This window comes from Streptomyces sp. TLI_053, assembly GCF_900105395.1.
In the GTDB taxonomy this organism is placed as follows: Bacteria; Actinomycetota; Actinomycetes; order Streptomycetales; family Streptomycetaceae; genus Kitasatospora.
The window spans coordinates 2,160,742-2,180,819 of sequence record NZ_LT629775.1; the positions used below are offsets into that span (position 1 = coordinate 2,160,742).

The window sequence follows — 20,078 nt, forward strand, 5'->3', positions numbered from 1 at the left end:
GGGGACGGCCGGGTGGGTCAGTCCGCCCCGAGCGACTCCCGCACCGCCCGGATCAGCGCGCGGGAGCGGACGTCCCCGGTGACCCCGGGCTGCATGCCGTTGGTGACGTAGCCGAAGCCGATCCCGAGCGCGGGATCGGCGAAGCCCAGCGAACCGCCCCGGCCGGGGTGCCCGAAGCTGGCCGGCGAGGCCATCAGCGCGGTCGGGCTGTGCCGGAAGAAGCCCAGCCCGAAGGTCGAGTTGACGATCAGCACCCGGTCCGGGCCGCTCACCACCGGCCCGACCGCGCGGGCCAGCACCTCCGGGCCGAGCAACGGCGGCAGCGTCCCGCCGCCGCTGCCGTAGCGGTCCGCCGCGCCGATCAGTGCCGCGTAGAACCGCGCCACCGAGCGCGCGGTGCCGATGCCGCCCGCGCCGGGGATCTCGGCGGCCTGCACCGCCGGGTCGTTGAGGTCCACCCCGGGCCGCACCGAGGCGAAGGCCCGCGCGGTCAGCGAGGACGGGTCCTGGTAGGCGTCCCGGACCGACTGCTTGGGCCGCAGCCGCAGACCGCTCGGCCCGGTCCCGGCCGACGGCGGCGCGGGCAGGTCGACCAGCCGGCCGACCCGGGGCGCGGCACCGGACGGCAGCCCGATCCACAGGTCCAGACCGAGCGGCCGGGCGATCTCCTCGGCGAAGTACTGCCCGACGGTCCGCCCGGAGACCCGGCGCACCACCTCGCCGACCAGCCAGCCGAAGGTGTACGGGTGGTAGCCGTGGGCCGTCCCGGGCTCCCAGGCGGGCCGCTGGGCGGCCACCGCGGCGGCCGCCCGCTCCCAGGTGAGCACGTCCTCCAAGCGCAGCGGCACGTCCAGCGCGGGCACGCCCGCCCGGTGCGACAGCAGCCAGCTCACCGGCACCCCGCCCTTGCCGGCCGCGGCGAACTCCGGCCAGTAGGAGGCCACCGGGGCGTCCAGGTCGAGCTGCCCGCGCTCGGCGAGCAGCAGCGCGGTGGTCGCCGTCAGACCCTTGGTGACCGAGCGCAGCACCTGCGCGGTGTCGGCCGTCCACGGTACCGCCGGCGCGGGCCGGCCGCCGACCTCCGGCCGGGCGTCGCCGCCCCACAGGTCGACCACCTTCCGGCCCCGCACGTACAGCGCGAACGCCGCGCCGAGCTCGCCGTGGTCCCGGAAGTTGCGGGCGAAGGCCTCCCGCACCGGCTCGAAGCCCCCGGCCGTCTCGCCCCAGATCTCCACCACCGCGCGCCGTCCTCGTCCTCGTCGGTCGTTCGTTCGTCCGTCGTTCGTGTGTCCGCGAATCGCCCGGAAACCCTAACCTGTCGGTCATGACCAATCCTGCCGAAGAGCTGCTGGACGTCGTCGACGAGCACGACCGGGTGATCGGGACCGAGACCCGCGGGGAGGTGTACCGGCGGGGGCTGCTGCACCGCTGCGTCTTCGTCCTGGTCCGGGACCCGGCCGGGCGGATCTTCGTGCACCGGCGCACCGACACCAAGCTGTTCGCCCCGGGCGCCCACGACATGTTCGTCGGCGGCGTGGTGGGCGCCGGCGAGACCTACGAGGAGGCCGCCGTCCGGGAGGCCGAGGAGGAGCTGGGCGTGAGCGGGATCGTCCCGCGTCCGCTGTTCCGCTTCGTCTTCCGGGGCGACGGCCTCTCCTGGTGGTCCGACGTGCACGAGGCCGAGTGGGACGGCCCGGTGGACCCGCAGGCGTCCGAGGTGGCCTGGCACGCCTGGCTGACCCCGGCCGAGCTGGCCGAACGCCTGGCCCGGGACGAGTTCGTCCCGGACGGCCGGGAGGCGTACCGCCGCTACCTGGAGCACCACCGGGCCTGACCGGGCCCGAGCCGGGCGGATAGGGTGGCGCGCATGGCATCCCGCACGCCGTCGGCACCCTCCTCCGCGCCCGTGCGCGGCGACCGTCCGGAGCGCACCGGGCGGCCCGCGCGGACCGGCACACCGGAACCCGCGGGCGACGAGGCGGGCAGCGCGGGCCCGGCGGTCGACGCGGGCCGGACGGTCGCGACGGGCCGGACGGTCGCGACGGGCGAGCCGGGAGGTACCGGCGGGCCGGGCAGGACCGGGCGGCCGCGCCGGCGGCTGAGCGTCGACGAGCGGCGCGAGCAGCTGATCGCCGTCGCCCTGGAGCTGTTCAGCCACCGCCCGCCCGAGGAGGTGTCGATCGACGACATCGCCGCCGCCGCCGGCGCCTCCCGACCCCTGGTCTACCACTACTTCCCGGGCAAGCAGGCGATCTACGAGGAGTCGCTGCGACGGGCCGGCCGGGAGCTGTCCGCCCGGTTCGAGGAGCCGGCCGACGGCCCGCTGTCCGAACGGCTGTACCGGGTGATGGGCCGCTACCTGGACTTCGTGCAGAGCCACGGTCCCGGCTTCGCCGCACTGCTGCGAGGCGGCTCGGTGACCGCCAGCACCAACACCTCGGCGGTGATCGACGAGGTCCGGAAGGCCGCGCACGAGCAGATCCTCGGCCATCTGGCCCTCCCCTCGCCCAGCCCCGGGCTGCGGCTGACCGTCCGGGCCTGGATCGCCAACGCCGAGATCACCTCGCTGGAGTGGCTGGCCGACCGCTCGGTGCCGCTGGAGGAGCTGCAACTGCACCTGGTGCAGGAGTTCGTCGCCTCGCTCACCCTGACCGCCGCCCGGGAGCCCGCGCTGGCCGCCGAACTGGCCGGCTTCTTCGCCGGGGAGCGGCCGGACGGCCCGACCGGGAAGCTCGTCCGCGACCTCGCGGGCCTGCTGGCCGTCCCCGGCCTGGCCGACACCCTCGCGGTCCTCGCCGCCCCGCCGGTCCCGGACGAGGCCCCCGAGGAGCCCCGGGAGCGGCTCTGACCGCGGGCCGCGCCGCGGACGGCCGGTTCTGCCGCGTCGGCGGCCTCTGATAGGAATGTGCACGGATCCGACGGCCCACCGGGCACCCTCGGGCCGGGATCCGCACCAGCGAACGCACAGCGAGCAGAGCGGGGGGCTCAACAGTTGACCCAGGACGGCCAGTTCAGCGCGGAGGCGAACCCCTTCGCGGCGGCGGAGCGGGTCTCCGCGACCCTCGGCAGCCTCACCGACGCGCTCTTCGACGCCCGCGCCTCGCGCTACCCCGCAGCGGTGCTGACGGCGCTGCGGTCCACCGCGCACCCGGCCGCCGAAGCCCTGTTCCAGCTGCCGCTGGCGCCCAACGGCCCGGTGCACACCGCCGTCGGCCGGCTCGGCACCGTGGTCACCGCCGGCACCGGCCGCCCCGGCAGCGGCGCCGCGCTCGCCCCGCTGGCGATCGGCGGGCTGCTGGCCCGCTACGGCGCCGCCGGCCCGGTCCGGGGCGCGACGGGCGGCTCCCCGGAGGCCCTCACCGCCGGGCACTTCGACCTCCCGGTGACCGGCGAGCCCGCCGACCCCAAGCTCCGCCCCGCGTTCGCCGCGCCGCTGGCCGCCCTCGCCGCCGGGCAGCAGACCCGGCAGCCGGTCGAGCTGCCGACCGGCGCCGGCGCCGAGGTCCGGCTGGTCGTGCCGCCGGGCTTCCACGCCCTCACCTCTCCCGGCGGCCCGCCCGGGGTCTCCGCCCGTACCGTGTCCACCGGCCCCGTGGACGGCATCCCGACCGGCCGCGGGATCGCCCCGGCCACCGGCGCGGCCGCCGCCGAGCTGACGACCCACCTGACCGAGACCGCCGAGGAGCTGTTCGGCGGCACCGCCCCGGCCGACCGCCGTGAGTTCGCGCTGATCACCGCCGCCCTGGCCGACGTCGTCACCGCCTCCGGCGCCGTCTACGCGGGCGTCGCGGCGGTCCAGGTGGACGGCAGGGCGGCCGACGCGACGCTGGTCGTCTCGCTGGCCCGGCACCCGCTGCCGATCACCGGCCTGGCCACCGAACTCGCCACCGTACGACGGCACGCCGAGGTCTGGACGGTGCTGCTGCCCGCCGGGCCGGCGGCCGTCCTGGTCGAGGGCCGCAGCGTGCCCGTCCCGGGCCCGCTGGCCGCCGACGGGGTGCGCCGCTGGGCGGTCACCTCGGTGGTCGAGGCGTTCGTCCCGCTGCCGGACGGCAGCTCGGTGCTCTGCGTCCAGCTGTCCACCGCGCAACCGCAGGACTGGGAGCTGTACACGGACGTCTTCGCGGAGCTGCTGAAGTCCGTGCAGTTCGGCTGGGACGGCGTCCCCGCCGCTCCGGCCGCCCCGCTGCCCGCCGCCACCGTGCTGCTCGTCCCGGCCGCCGAACCGGCGCCGGGGGCGCACCCGGCCGCGCCCCCGGCCCCCGTCGCGGCGCCGCCGATGCCCACCGCGGCCCCGGCGGCCCCGGCGACGCCTCCCGTCACCGACCTGCCGCCCGTCACGGACCTGCCCCGGACCGCGGCCGCCGCCGGGACCGGGCCCGCCGCCGAGGACGGGTCCGCCGAGATCCCGGTGCACCTGCGCGGCACCCCGGTCCGGGTCCCCCCGGCCGACTTCAACCCCTTCGCCCCGGTCGCCGACCCGACCCCTGCGCAGCCGATCCTGATCCCGGACGACGCGCCCGCCGCACCGGCCGCGCCCAAGGGCACGCCCGTCATGGTGCCCCCGCCGGACTTCGACCCCTTCGGGATCCTCGGCACCCCCGCCGCCGACACCACCGCCCCGACCGCCGCCGAGACTCCGGAACCCCTGAAGGGGACCCCCGTGACGGTGCCTCCGCCGGACTTCGACCCCTTCGGGATCCTCGGCACCCCCGCCGCCGACACCACCGCCCCGACCGCCGCCGAGACCCCGGAACCCCTCAAGGGCACGCCCGTCATGGTGCCGCCCCCGGACTTCGACCCCTTCGGGATCCTCGGCACCCCCGCCGCCGCACCCCCCACCGCGGCGGTGCCCGCCGCCGCGCCGCAGCCCTCGGCCGCCCCCGACCCCTTCGGTACGGTGACCGCCGCCGAGCGGGCCGCCGACCCGTTCGGCACGACGGTGCCCGGCCCGCAGTCCGTCCCGCCGCCGCCGACCGCCCCGCCGAGCGTCCCGGCGCCGGAGCGCGATCCCTTCGGCTGAGCCCGCACCGCACCCAGGCCGTCAGCAACCCCGACCGCCGGCACCCCCGACCCTCGGCACCCCCGACCGCCGGCCCCCGGCCCTCGGCGCTCCCGGCCCGGACGGCGCGCACCCGCACCGGCCCGCCGCCCCACCGGCGGCGGCCCGGCCGGGTGGGCGCCGTCCGTCATGCCCACGACCACCAACTGGTACAGACCTATTGCCAGTTGCCGGTCCGCTCCCTACCCTCGGCACAGGATCCTCCGTGGCACCCCGACGGCCCGAGGACCGGTTCCGCGCCGCCCCCATGGCCCGGAGCACACCGCTCCACGCACCTGACACCTCCCCACGGGTAACGGGGCGTCCGGGCCTGCCCCGGGGCCCCAGGACAGGAGCCACATCCATGCGCAGACGTCGGATCAGCCTGCCGCTACTGGCAGCCGGGACCCTGCTCGTCCCGGTCCTCGCCGCCGCCCTCCCCGCCACCATGGCCAGCGCCGCGGCGGAGCGCGCCGCCGCCTCGGCCGCCGAGGCGGCCGCCGGGTCGGTCACCGCGGCCTTCGCCAAGGGCAGCGACTGGAGCACCGGCTACGAGGGCAGCTACACCATCACCAACGGCTCCACCGCCCCGGTGAACGGCTGGACCCTGGAGTTCGACCTCCCGACCGGCAACACCGTGGCGGGCCTCTGGAACGCCAGCTACACCACCTCGGCCTCCCACGTCACGGTGAAGAACCCCGGCTGGGCCGCGACCCTGCCGGCCGGCGGCACCTACAACGTCGGCTTCAACATCGCCTACTCCGGCAGCTACCAGCCGCTGAAGAACTGCAAGATCAACGGCCAGCCGTGCGACGGCAGCGGCGGCGACCAGACCGCGCCGACCGTCCCCGGCAACCTCAGGACCGGCACCGTCACCCAGACCTCGGTCGACCTGTCCTGGACCGCCAGCACCGACAACGTGGCCGTCACCGGCTACGACGTCTTCCAGGGCGGCACCAAGGTGGCCACCGCCGACGGCGCCACCACCGCCGTCACCGTTCAGGGCCTGACCGCCGGCACCGCCTACCAGTTCACCGTCCAGGCCTTCGACGCGGCGGGCAACCGCTCCGCGGCGGCCGGCCCGGTGAGCGCCACCACCAGCCCCGCGGTCGACGACCGCGAGGCGCCCAGCACTCCGGGCACCCCCGCCGTGACCGGCTCGGACGCCAACTCCGTCTCGCTGAGCTGGGCCCCGAGCACCGACAACGTCGGCGTCACGGCCTACGACGTGTACAACGGCACCGCGCTGGCCGTGACCGTGACGTCCCCCGCCGCGACCGTCGGCAGCCTGGCGCCGGACACCTCGTACACCTTCACCGTCAAGGCCCGCGACGCGGCCGGCAACGTCTCCCCCGCCTCCGGCCCGGTCACCGGCAAGACCAAGCCCGGCGGCAGCAACCCGGCGGCGATGAAGATCGGCTACTTCACCCAGTGGAGCATCTACGCCCGCGGCTACAGCGTGAAGCAGCTCGACACCTCGGGCTCGGCCGGCCGGCTCACCACGCTCAACTACGCCTTCGCGAACATCCACCCGAGCACCAAGCAGTGCTTCATCACCAACAAGGCGGCCGGTCCGGACAACGACCCGAACGCGGGCGACGGCGCCGGTGACGCCTGGGCCGACTTCGGCAAGGGCTGGGACGCGGGCAGCTCGGTGGCCGGGACCACCGACACCTGGGACCAGAAGCTGGCCGGCAACTTCAACCAGCTGAAGCAGCTCAAGGCCAAGTACCCCAACCTCAAGATCCAGATCTCGCTGGGCGGTTGGTCGTACAGCAAGTGGTTCTCCGACGCGGCGGCCACCGACGCCTCCCGCAAGGCGCTGGTCAGCTCCTGCATCGACATGTACATCAAGGGCAACCTGCCGGTGATCGACGGCCGCGGCGGCGCGGGCAGCGCGGCGGGCATCTTCGAGGGCATCGACCTCGACTGGGAGTGGCCGAACTCCGACGGGCACACCGGGAACATCTTCCGGCCCGCCGACAAGGCCAACTACACCCTGCTGGCGCAGGAGTTCCGCCGTCAGCTGGACGCCCTCGGCGCCACCACCGGCAAGCACTACACGCTGAGCGCCTTCCTCCCGGCCGACCCGGCGAAGGTCTCCGCCGGCATCGACATCCCCGGCCTGTTCGGCGCCTTCGACTTCGCCACCATCCAGGGCTACGACTACCACGGCGGCTGGGAGATGGTCACCAACCAGCAGTCCGCGATCAAGGTCGCGGCGGGCGACCCGAACCCGCCGGCCCGGCAGTTCAGCTCCGAGATCGCGATCGGCGCGTACGTCTCCGGCGGCGCCCCGAAGAGCAAGCTCACGCTGGGCATCCCGTTCTACGGCCGCGGCTGGACGGGCGTCCCGCGCGGCACCACCAACGGCCTCTTCCAGACCGCGACGGGCCCCGGCCCGGGCACCTACGAGGCCGGCTTCGAGGACTACAAGAAGCTCAAGCAGATGGCCACCGGCGGTGGTTACACCATCTACCGGGACCCGGTCGCCGGGTACGCCTACATCTACAACGGCTCGGTGTTCTACTCCTACGACGACCCGACCGAGATCGCCCGCAAGACCGCCTGGATCAAGTCCCAGGGGCTGGCCGGCGCGATGATCTGGGCCTTCGACGGTGACACGCCGAACGGCGAACTGATGGCCGCGGTGGACAACGGCCTCAAGTAGCCCCGCCCGTCCACGCCCCGGCCCGCCCCGCGCTCACCTCGCGGGGCGGGCCGGGGTGCCGCTCACCGCGCGCGGCGGGCCAGGTGCACCGCGTCGGGCACACCCCGGGCGACCTCGATCTCGTGGGTCACCACGTCGCGGAAGCCGGCCGCCCGCAGCTCCTCCTCGAAGGCCGGGGACGGTCGGGCGCTCCAGACCGCCAGCACCCCGCCCGGCTCCAGCCGGTGGTGCAGCACCGCCAGTCCGTCCGCGCCGTACAGCCCGGCGTTGCCGTCGGTGACGGTCCAGTCCGGCCCGTTGTCGATGTCCAGGCAGAGCGCGTCGTAGCGGGCGCCGTCGGCCCCGGCCAGGTACTCCAGCAAGTCGGTGTGCAGCACCTCGACCCGCTCGTCCTCCAGCGCCCCGGCCGAGAACGCGGCCAGTGGTCCGTCCCGGTGCCAGTCGATGATCGCGCTCTCGCGCTCCACGACCGCGATCCGGCCCCAGCGCGGTTCGGCGGCCGCGTGCGCCAGCGAGAACCCCACGCCGAGCCCGCCGATCAGCAGGGACGGCCGCGCCACCGGCCCGGTCCGGTCCAGCTCCTCCAGTGCCACGCCGATCAGCAGCCGCTCGGAGCGGCCGTCGGCGGTGTCCATCAGGAAGCAGCCGTTGGCGACGATCTCGTAGTCCCGCCCGCGCCGGCGCAGCGCCACTTCCCCGAACGGACCCTCTCGCCGGTCCAGCGTGACGACGGCGGCGGTGCCGTCCCGTTCGGGCGGTGCGCTGTACATGCGGCGGGTTCCTCCGCGGAGTCGGGGTCACGGACACGCGGGACGGCCTCCGAGGGCGCGTGCGAACACGCCCCGAGGCCGACCACCCGCCCGACGATAACCCAGTCGGCCGCGGTGGGCGCCGGATTTACCCGGTGCCCGACGTGCGTGGTGCCCGGTCCAGGTGGTGCCCGATCCACGTGCTGCCCGATCCACGTGCTGCCCGATCCACGTGCTGCCCGATCCACGTGGTGCCCGATCTACGTGGTGATCAGCACTCCGGCGTACGACACCCCGGCCACCACCAGCCAGGAACCGAGTCCGAGCAGAGCGATCCGGCCACCGGTCCGGACCATGGTCGGCAGGTGGACGGCGCTGCCGAGCCCGAACAGGGCGGCCGCGAGCAGCAGCTCCTGAGTGTCCCCGGCGAGCGCGAGGGCCCGCTCGGGCAGTATCCCGGTGGTGCGCAGCACGATCATGGCCAGGAAGCCGGCCACGAACAGCGGCAGCAGCGGCGGCCGCTTGCCTGCGGTCGGCGCGGTGCCGGCCCGCCGGTGCGAACGCCGGACGGCCACCGCGACCCCGGCGACCAGCGGTGCCAGCAGGACCACCCGCATCAGTTTGACCAGCACCGCTTCGCGCAGCGCTCCGGCGCCGCCGGTCTGCGCGGTGGCGACCACCTGCCCGACGTCGTGGACGCTGGCGCCGACCCAGCGCCCGAAGCCGCTGGGGTCGAGCCCGAGCGGCTGCTGGAGCAGCGGCAGGACGGCGATCGCCAGGGTTCCGCAGAGGGTGACCAGGGCGACCGAGGCGGCGACGTCCTCCTCCTCGCTGCCGGCGGCCTGGCTGACCGCGCCGATCGCCGAGGCGCCGCAGATCGAGTAGCCGGTGGCGACCAGCAGCGGCTGGTCGCCGGGCAGCCCGAGGCGCCGCCCGAGCCAGAGCGTGCCGGCGAAGGTGGCCCCGACCACGGTGAGCACCATCGCGACGGTGGCCCAGCCGAGTCCGAGCACGTCGTCGAGGCTCAGCTTGAGGCCGAGCAGCACGATGCCGATCCGCATCAGCCGCTTGCCGGCCGTCGAGAGCCCGGGGCGGGCGATGCCGCGGACGACGGGCCGCAGCCCGGGCAGGTGGGCGGCGGCGATGCCGAGCACGACGGCGGCGGTGAGCTTGGGCACGGCGGGGACGGCCTGGTGGACCGCGATCGCGGCGGCCACGCCGAGCACCGCGAGCAGCAGGCCGGGGGCGTCGCCGCCGAGCGGGGGCAGGACGCGGGTGCGGACCGGCCGCACCCGGCGGTCCCGGAGGGTCAGGGCCATTCGGGGTTCACCGCTGTTCCCCGGCGGGCAGCCGGTAGACGCGCCGGATGCTGGTGCCGAGCTTGGCGACGTCGGCACCGTAGACGTGGACGGAGATCGCGGTGGAGCCGCACGCGTTGCGGACCAGGTGGATGTCGCCGGGCGGGGCGAACGCGGCGACGGTGCCGGCCGGGCCGACCACGTGCTCGGTCTCCACCAGGTGGGCGGTCCGCCCGTCGGACACCAGCCGGTAGCGGGTCTCGCTCTCCTGGCCCTGGTGGACGCCGGCCACGCACCAGGAGACGTGGTCGTGGATCGGGGTCCGCTGGCCGGGCAGCCACACCAGCGCGACGACCGAGAAGGAGCCGTCCTCCTCGGCGTGGAGGACGTGCTGGCGGTAGCGGTCCGGGTCGCCCTCGCGCTGCTCGGCGGTGAGCAGCTCGCTGTCTCCGAGGTGCGGGGCGAGGCGCTCGCCGACCAGGTACGCGGTGAGTTCCGGCGGCAGGCCGCGGTCCACCACGGCGCGGATCTCGCCGACGAGGGCGCTCATGCGCTCGGTGAGCCGGCCGGTGCCGACCGTGGCTGACGTTGTCATGACGGTAGCGTCGCCCCGCGCGACCTATCACGTCCAAGGAGGGTTCTTTCACCCTCCCCCAACCAGTGCTTATCGATCGGACCGGGTTCGGCGGGACAGAATCCGACGGGGCGGGATCCGACGGCGCGGGGTCCGACGGCGCGGGGTCCAGCCGGAACGGGTCCGACCGGCCCCGGCCCGACGCCCGGTCGCCCGGCTCAGCAGCCGACCCGGGCCGCCGCCGCCTGGCGCAGCTGGTCGAGCACCAGGGCCGTGGCGGGGATCCGGCGGTGCTCGCGGAGCACGTACGCGCTGACCTGCCGCCGCAGATGCGGTTCCACGGCCCGGCCGGTGACCTTGCGGTGGCACATGAAGGAGAGCACCAGCGCCGGCATCAGCGCGATCCCGACACCGGCGGCGACCAGGCTCTGCACCGCGAGGTTGTCGTCGGTGGAGAACACGATGTCCGGCGCGAAGCCCTCCTCCGCGCAGACGTGCAGGAGGTTCGCCCGGCATCGCGGACAGCCGGCGATCCACCGCTCGCCGTCGAGGTCGGCGAGCCGGACGGCGTGCCGCCGGCCGAGCGGGTGGCCGACCGGCAGCAGCACCGTCAGCAGGTCCTCCATCAGCGGGATCTCGTCCAGCTCCGGCGGCACCTCGGCGGGCGCGCCGGGATAGCGGAAGGCCAGCGCGATGTCGCACTCGCCGCGCAGCAGCCGCTGCACGGAGTCGGGCGGCTCGGCCTCCAGCAGTTCGACCCGGACGCCCGGGTGCTCGGCGAGCAGCCGGGCCATGGTCTCCGGTATCAGGGTGGCGTTGGCACTCGGGAACGCGCAGACCCGGACCCGTCCGGCGCGCAGCCGGGCCAGCGCGGCCAGCTGCTGCTGGGCGGCGGAGAGGCTGCCGAGGATCTGCTCGGCGTGCCGGGAGAGCGCCTCGCCGGCCTCGGTGAGCCGCAGTCCGCGCCCGGCCCGGGTGAACAGCGGCAGGCCGACGGTGCGTTCCAGGGCCTTCATCTGCTGGGTGATGGCGGGCTGGGTGTAGCCGAGTTCGCGGGCCGCCGCCGAGTAGGAACCGGCCCGGACGACCTCGTGGAAGGTCCGGATGTGCCGCGAGTCGAATACCGGCTCCACTGTGCCTCCGCCCGGCCGCCGTGCCCATGCCCGGCAATCATAAGCAGAGTTTGGAGGTACCGATCCGACCCTCGTTCGCACCTATGGTTCACACCGGACCCGGACACCCCTCGCGCCCCCGGCGGGACCGGGCCGCGCCATCACCGCTGCGCGGTCGGCGGCAGCCCCATCGCCACCTCGGCGTCGGCCACCGGCGCCCCGCCCCGCATGCTCGGCCGGCGCCGGCTCTGCCGCTCGACCCAGCGCGCGAACCAGGACAGCAGCAGGCACATGCCGATGTAGATCGGCGCGATCACCATCACCACCGGGATGAACGGCAGGTCGTAGTCCAGGTTGGTGGCGATCAGCTTGCCCGCGTGCAGGAACTCCTCGTAGGTGATCAGGAAGCCCAGCGAGGTGTCCTTGAGCGCCACCACCAGTTGGCTGATGATGGCCGGCAGCATCGCCCGGTTGGCCTGCGGCACCAGTACGTACGCCATGACCTGGGTCTTGCGCAGGCCGAGCGCGAAGGCCGCCTCCCGCTGCCCCTTGGGTACCGCCAGCACCCCGGCCCGGAACACCTCGGCCAGCACCGAGCCGTTGTAGAGCACCAGTCCCGCCACCAGCGCCCAGAGCGGGGCGACCTGGAGCGCGACGAAGATGAAGAAGATCATCACCAGCAGCGGCATGGCCCGGAAGAACTCCACCACCAGCGTGGACAGCATCCGTACCGGCCGGTGGTCGGAGAGCCGCCCGGCGGCGAACAGCGCGCCGAACGGCAGCGCGAACAGCACCGTCCAGCCGAAGGCCTCGAGGGTGTTGCCGAGCCCGCGCAGCAGCAGCTCCTGGACGCCCTTGTACTCGAAGGCCATCCACTTGGACTCGGTGAACTGCTGGGTGTGGAAGAGCATGTAGACGATCCAGCCGAGCAGCGCGGCGATCGCCAGCAGCGCGATCCCGCCGTACAGCCGGTGCCGGGCGAGTGCCTTCGGGCCCGGGATGTCGTAGAGCGCCGAGGATTCCGCCGTCATCGCGACACCGCCACTCGTCGTTCCAGCAGGTTGAACACGAGACTGACGGCCAGGGTGATGATCAGATAGCCGACAGCGATCCACACGAAGGTCCAGACGATGCTGTAGCCCAGCTCGTTGATGGTCCGGTAGGTGCCGAGCAGCTCGGTGACGCTGAACGAGCCCGCGATCGCGGTGTTCTTCGCCAACGCGATCATCACACTGCCGATCGGGGCCACCACCGACCGGTACGCCTGCGGCAGCACCACCAGTCCCATCGTCTGGCCGAAGGTCATGCCCAGGCTGCGCGCCGCCTCGCCCTGGCCGACCGGCACGGTGTTCACGCCCGAGCGCATCGCCTCGCAGACGAAGGCCGAGGTGTAGCAGCCGAGCGCGAGCACCGCGAAGGTGAAGAACGGCAGGGTGATGTCGAAGCGCGGCAGACCCAGCACCACGATGAAGAACAGCAGGGTGAGCGGGGTGTTGCGCAGCAGCGTCACCCAGGCCGTGCCGAACACCCGCAGCGGCTTGACCGGCGAGACCCGGAAGCTCGCCATCAGCACCCCGAGCACCAGCGCCAGCACCGCGCTCACCACGAACAGCGAGAGGGTCCCGAGGAAGCCCTCCCAGTAGGTCGACCAGTTGTCGGTCAGCGTCTTCACAGCCCGGCCCTCCCTCAGTACCGGTCGATCGGCGGCGGGGCGGGCGCGGGGATCCCGGACAGGCCGAGGGTCGCGTCGTACGCCTTCTTCCAGTCGCCGTTCTCCTCGTGGTGCGCCAGCGCGTCGTTCAGCGCCCCGCGCAGCACGGTGTCGTCCCTGGGCGTGCCGATCCCGTACGGCTCCTGCGAGAACAGCGGGCCGACCACCTTGAGCTCGTCCGGCACCTTGGCCGCGTAGCCCATGAGGATGGTGTTGTCCGTGGTGACGGCGTCCACCTGGGAGGTGATCAGGTTGTCCACGCAGGCCGAGTAGGTGTCGTAGCCGATCAGCTCCGCCTTCGGGTACTGCTTCTGGATCCGCTGGTACGGGGTGGAGCCCGCGGCCGAGCAGACCTTCTTGCCGTCCAGGTCCTGCGGCCCGTTGATGTCCTTGTTGTTCCTGCGCACCAGCAGCGACTGCCCGGCCAGGTAGTACGGCCCGGCGAAGCCGACCAGCTTCTTGCGGTTGTCGTTGATGGTGTAGGTGCCGACGTAGTAGTCGACCTGGCCGTTCTGCAGCGCGGTCTCGCGGTTGGCCGAGGCGATGGTGCGGAACTCGATCCGGTCCGGGCCGAAGCCCAGGTCGGCGCCGACCATCTTGGCGATCTCGATGTCGAAGCCGGAGTACACGCCGGTGGCCGGGTTCTTCTGGCCGAGGTAGGGCTGGTCCTCCTTGGCGCCGACCACCAGGCGGCCCCGGGCCCGGGCGCCGTCCAGGGTCGGGGAGCCGGTGACCGGGCTCCCGGTCGCCACCTGGTACGTGGGCAGCGCGCTGGGCTGCGGCCCCTTGGGCGGCGGGGTGCCGGGCTTGCCGCAGCCGGCCAGCAGCAGGGCCGCGGCCAGCAGGGTGACGGTCTTTCTCACGGGCCGGGCCTCAGTGCTTCAGGATCTTGGAGAGGAAGTCCCGGGCACGCTCGCTCTCCGGGGCGTCGAAGAACTCCTCCGGCGCGCGGTCCTCGACGATCCGGCCGTCCGCCATGAAGACCACCCGGTTGGCGGCGGAGCGGGCGAAGCCCATCTCGTGGGTCACCACGATCATGGTCATGCCCTCGTGCGCCAGCCGGCGCATCACGTCCAGCACCTCGTTGATCATCTCGGGGTCCAGGGCCGAGGTCGGCTCGTCGAAGAGCAGCGCCTTCGGGTCCATCGCCAGCGCCCGCGCGATCGCCACCCGCTGCTGCTGGCCCCCGGAGAGCTGGGACGGGTACTTGTCCGCCTGCTCCGCCAGCCCGACCCGCTCCAGCAGCGCCCGGGACTTGGCGTCCGCCTCGGCCCTGGCCCGCCCGCGCACCTTGATCTGCGCCAGGGAGACGTTCTGCAGCACGGTCCGGTGCGCGAACAGGTTGAAGGACTGGAACACCATCCCGACCTCGGCCCGCAGCCTGGCCAGGCCCTTGCCCTCCTCGGGCAGCGGCCGGCCGTCGATGAGGATGGTGCCGGACTCGATCGGCTCCAGCCGGTTGACGGCCCGGCAGAGGGTGGACTTCCCCGATCCGGAGGGCCCGATCACCACCACGACCTCGCCGCGGCCCACCGTCAGCTCGATGTCCTGGAGCACGTGCAGCGCGCCGAAGTGCTTGTTGACCCCGCGCATCTCGATCAGCGGGGTGAAGCCGCCGGGCCCGGGGCCGGAAGCCGGTCCGGGCCCGGGCGACGGATCGGCGCTGCTCACCGTCCGCGCCGCCCCTTCAGCAGCCAGCCGAGCGCCGCGCCGGCGATCAGGGTGCCCAGCAGGGCGATCCAGAGCGGAGCCGTCACGGTGAACACCCAGAACTGGATCTGCACCTTGTCGAGGTTGGCGAACAGGAACCACACCGCGAGGACGACGATGACGCCGATCCCGATGTACCGGGTGGGAATCCCACCGATCTCACTGCGCTTGGCGGAGCCGTCCGAAATCTTGGTCACCCGTGCAGTCTGCGGGTGAATGGGAGGGTTTGCCCCGCCACGCGCCCGGGAGTAACCCGCACGGGGCAACCCCTCCCTTCGTCGCGCCACCCACCGTCACGCTCCGTAACGCCGCGTCATGGCGCGTCATGGCGCGTCATGGCGCGTCATGGCGCGTCGACGGCGGGGTCTCACCCCTCGTCCCGCCAGGAGCGCCACAGTGCCGCGTACGGACCACCGGCCGCCACCAGCTCCGGGTGGCTGCCGTACTCGCTGATCCGGCCGCCCTCGACCACCGCGATCACGTCCGCGTCGTGCGCGGTGTGCAGCCGGTGCGCGATGGCGATCACCGTCCGGCCCTCCAGTACCCGGGCGAGCGAACGCTCCAGGTGCCGGGCGGCCCGCGGGTCCAGCAGCGAGGTGGCCTCGTCCAGCACCAGGGTGTGCGGATCCGCCAGCACCAGCCGGGCCAGCGCCAGCTGCTGGGCCTGCGGCGGTGTCAGCGCGGCGCCGCCGGAGCCGACCTCGGTGTCGAGACCGGCCTGGAGCGCGTCCACCCACTCCCCGGCGTCCACCGCGTCCAGCGCCCCGCGCAGCTCGGCGTCGTCCGCCCCGGGGGCGGCCAGCAGCAGGTTGTCCCGGAGCGTCCCGACGAACACGTGGTGCTCCTGGTTGACCAGCGCCACCTCGGAACGCACCCGCTCGGCCGGCATCCGGGACAGCGCCGCCCCGCCGAGGGTCACACTGCCCCGGCCCGGAGCGTAGATCCCGGCCAGCAGCCGGCCCAGCGTGGACTTCCCGGCCCCGGACGGCCCGACCAGGGCCACCCGGCTGCCCGGGGCGACGTCCAGGCTGATGCCGTGCAGCACATCGGCGCCCTCCCGGTAGCCGAAACGCACGTCCCGCGCCTCGACCCGCCGCCCGCTCGGCCGGACCTCGTCGTCGTTCTCCGCCGCCGGCACCTCGTGCACGCCGACCAGTCGGGCGAGCGAGGCCTGTCCGATCTGCAGCTCGTCGTACCACCGCAGGATCAGGTCGACCGGGGCCACCAGCGCCTGCGCGTAGAGCACCCCGGTGGTCAGCTGGCCGACCGAGATCCAGCCGCGCAGCGCGAACAGCCCGCCGAGCAGCAGCGGACCGAGCACCGCCAGGGTGTACACCGCGTCGATGGTCGGGAACCACGCCGAACGCAGCCAGAGGGTGTACCGCTCCCAGGCGATCCACTCCGCCAGCTTGCGGTCGGTCAGCCGGACCCGCTGCTCGCCGAGCCGCAGCGCCTCCACCGTCCGGCCCGCGTCCACCGTCTCGGCCAGCACGGAGTTCACCGCCGCGTACCCGGCCGACTCGTTCCGGTAGGACTGCGGGGCACGCCGGAAGTACCAGCGGGAGGAGGCCAGCAGCAGCGGCAGGCCGAGCAGCGAGGTGAGCGCGAGCAGCGGCGAGGTGACCACCAGGGCACCGAGGACCAGCAGCAGCGAGACGATCGCCACCGCCAGCTCCGGCACCGCCTCGCGCACCGACTTGTCCAGCCGGTCGATGTCGGTGGTGCCGCGGGAGACCAGGTCGCCCGTCCCGGCCCGCTCCAGCACACCGGTCGGCAGGGCCACCGAGCGGACCAGGAAGTCCTCCCGGAGGTCGGCCAGCACCCGCTCGCCGAGCACGGCGCCGCGCAGCCGCGACCACCAGGTGAAGGCGGACTGCACCGCCAGCGCGAGCAGGTACCAGGCCACGGCCACCGTGACGGTGGACCCGGCGGTGCCGGTGGCCAGCGACTCGACCAGGGTGCCGAGCACCCACGGCCCGACCAGCCCGGCCACGGTGGCCACCGTGTGCAGCCCGACCACGGCCGAGAACGCCCCGCGGTGGCGCCGGGCCAGCACCCGGAGGTAACCGCGCACGGCGGCCGGGGAGCCGACCGGCAGCGTGGTGGCCGGCCCCTGCTCCTGCTGGACGGGGGGCTTCATGTGTCACTCCTCGGCTGGGAAGGGATCGGACGGTTCCACCGGGACGCGGCGGCGGGGCGCACCCCGGACGGCCCGGACGGGCGGCGGCGCCTCACGACCGCTCCCCCACCGGTGCCGGCACCTCGGCCCCCGGCCCGACCCGTACCGGCTCCTCCTCGCGGGTCACCACCGCCCGGTAGGCCGGCTCGCCCCGCATCAGCTCGCGGTGCGAGCCGCTCGCGGCCACCCGGCCGTCCCGGACCAGTACCACCCGGTCCGCCCGGTCGAGCAGCAGCGGACTGGTCGCGAGGACCACCGTGGTGCGCCCCTCGCGGTTCTTCCGCAGCCCGGCGGCGATCCGGGACTCGGTGTGCGCGTCGACCGCGCTGGTCGGCTCGTCGAGCACCAGCACCGGCGGGTCCGCCAGCAGCGCCCGGGCGAGCGCCAGCCGCTGGCGCTGCCCGCCGGACAGCGAGCGCCCGCGCTCGGTGATCTCCGCCCGCATCGCATCGCCGCGGCCGGTCGGGCCCGCCGAGCCGTCCACCAGGGCGTCGAGCACGTCCTCCGCACGGGCGGCGGCGAGCGCCCCGGCGGGGTCGACCCGGCCCGAGGCGGGGATGTCGAACAGCGCCGCCAGGGTGCCGGAGAGCAGCACCGGCTCCTTGTCGTGCACCAGTACGGCGGCCCGCGCCTCGGCCAGCGGGACGGTGTCCAGCTCGACGCCGCCGAGCCGGACCGAGGGCTCCGGCCGGCCGTCCTCGGCCACCGGGACGTGCCCGCCGAGCCGCTCGGCCAGCGCGCCGGCGAAGTCCGGGTCGCCGCAGACCACCGCGGTCAGCTCCCCGGCCCGGGCGGTCAGCCCGGTGACCGGGTCGTACAGGTCGGAACGCGCCGGATCGGCCAGCCCGCTCGTCCCGGCGCCGTCGGTCCGGGCGAGCGAGAGCACCCGGACGGCCCGCCCGGCCGAGACCCTGGCGACGCTCCAGGCGTGCGCCGCCTCGCCGAGGATCCGCAGCGGCGCGGCCAGGAAGGCGGTGGCGCCGTAGACCGCGACCAGGGTGCCGATCGAGATCCGCCCCTCGGCCGCCTGCCGGGCGCCGTACCAGGTGATCCCGACCACGAACAGCCCGGGCAGCAGCACCTGCTGGGCCTGCATCAGGGACCAGATCCGGGCCGACCGGACGGCGGCCGAGCGGACCTTCTGGGAGGCCGCCCGGTAGCGGTCGAGGAAGAGCTCCTCGCCCCCGATGCCGCGCAGCACCCGGAGTCCGGCCACCGTGTCGGCGGCCAGCTCGGTCGCCCTGCCGCCGAGCGCGCGCTGCTCGGTGTAGCGGCGCTCGAACGGCCCCAGCAGCGGCCAGACCGAGGCGGCGAGCACCGGCACGCCGAGCAGCACGGCCAGCCCGAGCACCGGTTCGGTGGCCAGCACCGCGGCGCTCACCCCCAGCCAGACCACGATCGCCCCGCGCAGCCGGGCGACGAGCTCGACGTACCAGCCGATCTTCTCGACGTCCCCGCTGCCGACCGCGACGATCTCGCCGGTGGCGATCCGCCGGGACAGCCCGGAGCCGAGGTGGGAGGCCTGGCGGGCCACCAGCTGCCGGACCTGGCAGGCGGCGTGGATCCAGTTCCACACCGCCTGACGGTGCAGCAGGACGGTGCCGACCGCGGAGACCGCCGCCAGCGCCAGGGCGAGCGCGGCGGCCCGCCACAGGGCGCCGGAGTCCCCGTCGACGACGGCCTGGACACCGAGGCCGACCGGCAGCGGCAGGGCCGCCTGGCAGCCCATCTCCAGCAGCGACCAGCAGGTGGCGAGCACCTGCCCGCGCCGCTGGCCGCGCTGGAGCCAGCGCAGGAACCCGAGCGGGGAGGAGAGTTCCGGGCGGCCGGGGTCGGCCAGCGGGAGGGTTTTGAGCAGCATGACGCTCCGTTGGAGGCGGTGCGGGCGGAGGGCGAGGGGGGAGGCCGGTAGGGTCACGGCCGTGGTTCGTCAGGAGGTCATGGCAGCGAGACTGCCAACCCGGATGTGATCTGCGCAACAGGTTTTCCGCCCGTCGGACCCACCCCGTAGGCTGCTGCAAGCGCCGGTAGAGCGCGTCGGAAAATTTCTCCCGGACCGGGGAACAAATCCGGCACCCCCACCGGTTGCCCCCTAGGAACCGTGGACGACCAGGAGAGGGCACTCCTTCCGTGAGCAACATCCCGAGCCTCGAGCTCAACGACGGCAACCTCATCCCCCAGCTCGGCTTCGGGGTCTGGCAGGTCCCGGACGCGGAGGCCACCGACGCCGTCCGCGCCGCGATCGAGGCGGGCTACCGCTCCATCGACACCGCAGCGATCTACGAGAACGAGACCGGCACCGGCAAGGCCGTCGCCGAGGCGCTGGCCGGCGGCATCGCCCGCGAGGACCTCTACATCACCACCAAGCTGTGGAACTCCGGCACCCGCGACTGGTCCGGCGAGCAGGGCCGCGACGCGGTGCTGCGCGAGTTCGACGCCTCCCTGGAGCGGCTCGGCCTGGACTACCTCGACCTCTACCTGATCCACTGGCCGCGCCCGATGCACGGCAGCTACGCCAATGTGTGGAAGGCCATGGAGCAGCTGCGGGCCGACGGCCGGGTCAGGTCGGTCGGCGTCTCCAACTTCGGCACCGAGCAGCTCACCCGGCTGGCCGAGGAGTCCTCGCTCGTCCCGGTGCTGAACCAGGTCGAGCTGCACCCGTACTTCCCGCAGGAGGAGCTGCGCGCCTTCCACGCCGAGCACGGCATCGCGACCGAGGCGTGGAGCCCGCTCGGCCAGGGCAAGGACCTCCTCGGCGAGCCGGCCCTGGTCCGGATCGCCGAGAAGCACGGCCGCACCGTCGCCCAGGTGGTGCTCCGCTGGCACCTGCAGAGCGGCATCATCGCGATCCCGAAGTCGGTCACCCCCTCGCGGATCAAGGAGAACCTCGACGTCGCCGGCTTCGAGCTGGACGCCGAGGACCTCGCCGCGATCGCCGGTGTCGCCACCGGCACCCGGATCGGCCCGGACCCGCAGGGCTTCGACTGGAACTGACCGGACCGGCGGCACCGCCCGCCCCGCCCCGCGTCAACG

General features: G+C 74.3%; 17 protein-coding genes. 5 read left to right on the plus strand and 12 right to left on the minus strand.

Annotation, left to right across the window (positions count from 1 at the left end):
- Positions 1-17: 17 nt before the first annotated feature.
- Complete coding sequence (locus tag BLU95_RS08455) at positions 18-1,238, minus strand: serine hydrolase domain-containing protein (RefSeq protein ID WP_093859447.1); 1,221 nt, start codon at positions 1,236-1,238, stop codon at positions 18-20.
- A gap of 86 nt (positions 1,239-1,324) precedes the next feature.
- Between BLU95_RS08455 and BLU95_RS08460 the strand changes: the two genes are divergently transcribed.
- The 4 genes from BLU95_RS08460 (at position 1,325) to BLU95_RS08475 (ending at position 7,712) form a co-directional block, all read left to right on the plus strand.
- Positions 1,325-1,834 (plus strand): NUDIX hydrolase, encoded by a 510-nt coding sequence (locus BLU95_RS08460; protein WP_093859448.1) that lies wholly within the window; start codon positions 1,325-1,327, stop codon positions 1,832-1,834.
- A 33-nt stretch (positions 1,835-1,867) separates the two neighbouring features.
- On the plus strand, positions 1,868-2,848 hold the full coding sequence (locus BLU95_RS08465) for a TetR/AcrR family transcriptional regulator (protein WP_159424826.1): 981 nt from the start codon (positions 1,868-1,870) through the stop codon (positions 2,846-2,848).
- A 144-nt stretch (positions 2,849-2,992) separates the two neighbouring features.
- Positions 2,993-5,023, plus strand: coding sequence for a hypothetical protein (locus BLU95_RS45000; RefSeq protein WP_093859449.1), 2,031 nt, complete (start codon positions 2,993-2,995; stop codon positions 5,021-5,023).
- A 382-nt stretch (positions 5,024-5,405) separates the two neighbouring features.
- Positions 5,406-7,712 carry a glycoside hydrolase family 18 chitinase gene (locus BLU95_RS08475; RefSeq protein WP_197698733.1) on the plus strand — a complete coding sequence of 769 codons (2,307 nt, stop codon included), beginning with the start codon at positions 5,406-5,408 and terminating at the stop codon, positions 7,710-7,712.
- 62 nt (positions 7,713-7,774) lie between these two features.
- Here the strand turns inward: BLU95_RS08475 and BLU95_RS08480 are convergent, their stop codons facing one another.
- From BLU95_RS08480 to BLU95_RS08530, 11 genes are all read right to left on the minus strand, one after another.
- Positions 7,775-8,482: a spermidine synthase family protein gene (locus tag BLU95_RS08480; RefSeq protein ID WP_093859450.1), complete on the minus strand. Its 708-nt coding sequence runs from the start codon at positions 8,480-8,482 to the stop codon at positions 7,775-7,777.
- A 239-nt stretch (positions 8,483-8,721) separates the two neighbouring features.
- Positions 8,722-9,780, minus strand: a complete 1,059-nt coding sequence (locus BLU95_RS08485; RefSeq protein WP_093859451.1) for a YeiH family protein — start codon at positions 9,778-9,780, stop codon at positions 8,722-8,724.
- 7 nt (positions 9,781-9,787) lie between these two features.
- Positions 9,788-10,354 (minus strand): cysteine dioxygenase family protein, encoded by a 567-nt coding sequence (locus tag BLU95_RS08490; RefSeq protein ID WP_093859452.1) that lies wholly within the window; start codon positions 10,352-10,354, stop codon positions 9,788-9,790.
- Between the two features lie 197 nt (positions 10,355-10,551).
- Positions 10,552-11,466 carry a LysR family transcriptional regulator gene (locus tag BLU95_RS08495; protein ID WP_093859453.1) on the minus strand — a complete coding sequence of 305 codons (915 nt, stop codon included), beginning with the start codon at positions 11,464-11,466 and terminating at the stop codon, positions 10,552-10,554.
- A gap of 140 nt (positions 11,467-11,606) precedes the next feature.
- Positions 11,607-12,476: an amino acid ABC transporter permease gene (locus BLU95_RS08500; protein ID WP_093859454.1), complete on the minus strand. Its 870-nt coding sequence runs from the start codon at positions 12,474-12,476 to the stop codon at positions 11,607-11,609.
- Positions 12,473-13,117: an amino acid ABC transporter permease gene (locus BLU95_RS08505; protein ID WP_093859455.1), complete on the minus strand. Its 645-nt coding sequence runs from the start codon at positions 13,115-13,117 to the stop codon at positions 12,473-12,475. Before BLU95_RS08505 ends, BLU95_RS08500 begins: the two co-directional genes overlap by 4 nt.
- 14 nt (positions 13,118-13,131) lie before the next feature.
- Positions 13,132-14,019: a glutamate ABC transporter substrate-binding protein gene (locus BLU95_RS08510; RefSeq protein WP_093859456.1), complete on the minus strand. Its 888-nt coding sequence runs from the start codon at positions 14,017-14,019 to the stop codon at positions 13,132-13,134.
- A gap of 10 nt (positions 14,020-14,029) precedes the next feature.
- The gene (locus BLU95_RS08515) at positions 14,030-14,749 is read right to left on the minus strand and encodes an amino acid ABC transporter ATP-binding protein (RefSeq protein WP_093864727.1); all 720 of its coding nucleotides are present in this window, start codon (positions 14,747-14,749) and stop codon (positions 14,030-14,032) included.
- 74 nt (positions 14,750-14,823) lie between these two features.
- A complete protein-coding gene (locus BLU95_RS08520) occupies positions 14,824-15,063 on the minus strand; it encodes a lipopolysaccharide assembly protein LapA domain-containing protein (RefSeq protein ID WP_093859457.1) in 240 nt (79 codons plus the stop codon).
- Positions 15,064-15,233: 170 nt separating this feature from the next.
- Complete coding sequence (locus BLU95_RS08525) at positions 15,234-17,006, minus strand: ABC transporter ATP-binding protein (RefSeq protein WP_093859458.1); 1,773 nt, start codon at positions 17,004-17,006, stop codon at positions 15,234-15,236.
- A 91-nt stretch (positions 17,007-17,097) separates the two neighbouring features.
- The gene (locus tag BLU95_RS08530) at positions 17,098-18,906 is read right to left on the minus strand and encodes an ABC transporter transmembrane domain-containing protein (RefSeq protein WP_093859459.1); all 1,809 of its coding nucleotides are present in this window, start codon (positions 18,904-18,906) and stop codon (positions 17,098-17,100) included.
- A gap of 269 nt (positions 18,907-19,175) precedes the next feature.
- Between BLU95_RS08530 and BLU95_RS08535 the strand changes: the two genes are divergently transcribed.
- A complete protein-coding gene (locus BLU95_RS08535; RefSeq protein WP_093859460.1) occupies positions 19,176-20,039 on the plus strand; it encodes an aldo/keto reductase in 864 nt (287 codons plus the stop codon).
- Positions 20,040-20,078: the final 39 nt, after the last annotated feature.